The sequence below is a fragment of the Armatimonadia bacterium genome, assembly GCA_039679385.1.
Taxonomy (GTDB): Bacteria; Armatimonadota; Zipacnadia; order Zipacnadales; family JABUFB01; genus JAJFTQ01.
In genome coordinates, this window is the sequence record JBDKVB010000107.1 from 1 (window position 1) to 2,984 (window position 2,984).

Below are 2,984 nucleotides of genomic sequence, written 5' to 3' on the forward strand. Positions count from 1 at the left end.
AGTAGATGCCGGTGCCGTCCTCGCGCACGATCTTGGTCCGGCGGCCGTCGTCGTCGTAGCTGTAGTACAGGCTCTGCAACAGCCCGCCCGTGCCGGCGTGCAGCAGGCTCTGCACCTGCCCGGCGTCATCGTAGTTGTAATAGCTGGTTACCTGGTTCGGCAGACACCGGGTGAGCTGCCTATGGACACATCTTCTCCTCCGCTGCTGACGGTGGTGCAGGTGCGAGGTGTCGGCACTTCACCAATGCCACGCAGCTGGCAAGGGCCAGGGCCGAGACTGTCACCCCGAAGGCTATCCAGGGCCCTCCGCGCGGGATCCAGAGGTATGTCCAGGCATATGACAGCGTCGCAGGCAGTCCCACAAGCTGAAGAGCCAGGACCGAAGGTGAGAGCCGTCGTCCCAAGCGTGGGCAGACCATGAGCCAGGCGAAGCTGACAGCTACCGTCAGGAGCAGGCAACCGGGCGCCTCATATAGGTCGGGCTTCGGCGGCGCCGCCCTGAGGAGGAAGAAGAACCAGTACCCTGAGAGGAAGACGCACAGCTACGCAACGCTGCAAGACGTGAGCGCCCAGTCCCAGCAAGTGACTGGCTCTCTGCGTCGGCGCGTGGACAGGAAAGCTACCACCATAGGGATGGTCACCTGCGCGACTATGCCGAGCACCACAACCAGGTCATGTTCCCAAGTGCGTATCCAGACCATCTGGGCCGCCTCCCACAGCTCACGGCGTTGGGCCCAGCCCTGCATCCATCCGCTTGAGGCAGTAGGCTCTACCGAAGTCACGCTTGTGCTCACGAAGGCCGGAAGAGGGAGCTTGTACCGATCCAGCTTGCAGCCGCCAGCCCCCCTGCAAACAGGCAGAGACCGAACCGCATACCTGTGAGGACCACCGAGAGTGCAGCCGGTCCGCTGACCCCTGGCGGCGTGAGCGTCCACATGGCCAGCATTCCCGTGGCCACCGACATGGCCAGGCTGTAGAAGACCATCAGCCAGCGCCGTTTCAGAGCCCTCTCAGTCCATGGCGCGCCTCCCGAGGGAACGGCCAATCCCGCTCTCTCGGCGATCAGGCGAACGGCTTCCTCGCCGTTCCTGAGCGATCCCTGGGCGATGGTGAGTGCAGTAAGGGTCGGCCAGCGCCCACGCAGCACCAAGGTGACGCCGTCCGGGCACAGTGGCGAGGCCCCGTCGCTCAGGGGTACCGCCACGCTGATGCTCGAGTACTGTATCCAGCGCGGTCCGCCGAGTGTCCATACGTAAAGGCCACTTCCACCGATGCGAAGGTATATGGCTGCTCGACGGACCAAGTATGCCCAGCCCCCTGCCACCAAGACGGCGAGTGCAAACGAGAGCGCACTGCCCACCCTCAGCAGGCCCCAGACTGGTGCCCCGAACAGGCCGAGTAGCCCGAGTCCGGAGACGATCGCGCACACACCCCTCGCGGTCGGCCAGTACACCCGTGCCCCATCGTTCGGAAAGGGCAGCAACCCGCCCTCAGTGGTCACCGCATGCGCTTCAGGTTCAGTTGCCGCGGGCAGCTGGAACAGGTAGATCGTGTACAGCCACATTCCGGCCAGGGCTCCCGCCAGGGCTACGCAGAACCCCACCATGGGTGCAAGTGGCAGAGGTGCTCCGCTCGCCTGTGGCGGTCCCTGGTCGTGACTCCCCGGGAGCAGCTGCGAGGCCACAAGCGCCAGCATCACGGTCATCGCGACGCACCACAGGCCGAGTAGCCACCGCCATGGCCGCATGGGCTCCACGTGATCGGGGGGCACCGTCAAGTCGGCTCGAACCGCGATCAGGTGGACCGCTTCCTCGCCCCTCCTCAGGAACGGCTCGGTGATCCTGAGCGCTGGCACGGACCACCATCCACCAGTGAGAACGAAGGTGGTGCTCCCGCGTATCAGCGACGCTAGACCCGACCGAGGACGTGGTCCCAGGTACATCGAGCGCATCTCGGCGCGGAAGGTGGTCGGATCGGTCCAGAACACCGCCCCACTGATGCTTGAGTACGGTATCCTGCGCGGTCCGGCCAGCGTCCACACCTTCACCGCATCGTCCCCCACGTGCAGACACAGGGGCATCGAGCGGAACACGAGAGCGCAGAGCACAGATACGAGAACGGGCCCAAGCAGCCGGACTGGCCACGCCGCCGGAGGAGGCCATTCCCACATGGCGGAGACACCAGTGAACCAGAGGCCAACCGCACCCACGGCGAAGCAGACACCGGTGGCCGTCGGCCCGTGTGCAGGTACGTGGTCGCTGGCAGCCTGCGCTGCTTCGCCGCCCGCCGGTCTCACACTCAGCACCGCCATGACTTCCAGTGGTAGTAGTGGCAGTAGAGGATGTGGAACTCTGGGGTGCCCAGGCCGGCGCCGACGCTTCCCGTGAGCGCGCCTGTGACATCCCCTCCGGGAACCAGCACGTCTGGTACCGAGACGCTGACTTCGCCGCCCCCTGACCAGTTTCCGGGTCCCACCGAGCCGCCGACCTGGACAAACGGTCCTTCCCAGTTCGATGGGTCAACGGGACCGACGGTCGGGCCTGCCCCGAGGTTGACACTAGCGCCAGCTCCCACGTAGATACCCAGACACCAGTAGTAGTACAGATCGCACTTGCCCGCGCAGCGGTCATACACCAGTTGCACGCCCGCGCGGGCGCCCACAGGTACTGCTATCAGGGTTCCTGGAATGAGGACGACTCCGCCGCCCTGGATGTTGAGGTCGACTTCGCCCCCCGTGATGGGCGGCTTCCGCATCGTCCTGAGGCCGGTCGGGTCGCAGTAGCGCACTGGCGAGTTCCTAACGGAGGGATACGCTCCGACGCCCTGCCTTGCGATCGGGTCCCTACTCCCAAACCTCCCCGTTCCAGCGTCGTACCATCGGTGCCACAGGAGCATCAGGTTCGGCAGGGGTTCGGTGAAATAGCCGTAGGCGCCGACGTACTGGTACGGAGTTGGCGTCGTGCCGCTGCTGTGCAGCGTGTTGC

2 protein-coding genes are annotated in these 2,984 nt (G+C 65.4%); both read right to left on the minus strand.

The features are described from left to right. Positions 1–790: 790 nt before the first annotated feature. Positions 791–2,305: a hypothetical protein gene (locus tag ABFE16_12675; protein MEN6346145.1), complete on the minus strand. Its 1,515-nt coding sequence runs from the start codon at positions 2,303–2,305 to the stop codon at positions 791–793. Next, the coding region (locus tag ABFE16_12680) for an RHS repeat-associated core domain-containing protein (GenBank protein MEN6346146.1) at positions 2,299–2,984 on the minus strand (686 nt) is incomplete at its 5' end. The genes ABFE16_12675 and ABFE16_12680, both read right to left, overlap by 7 nt.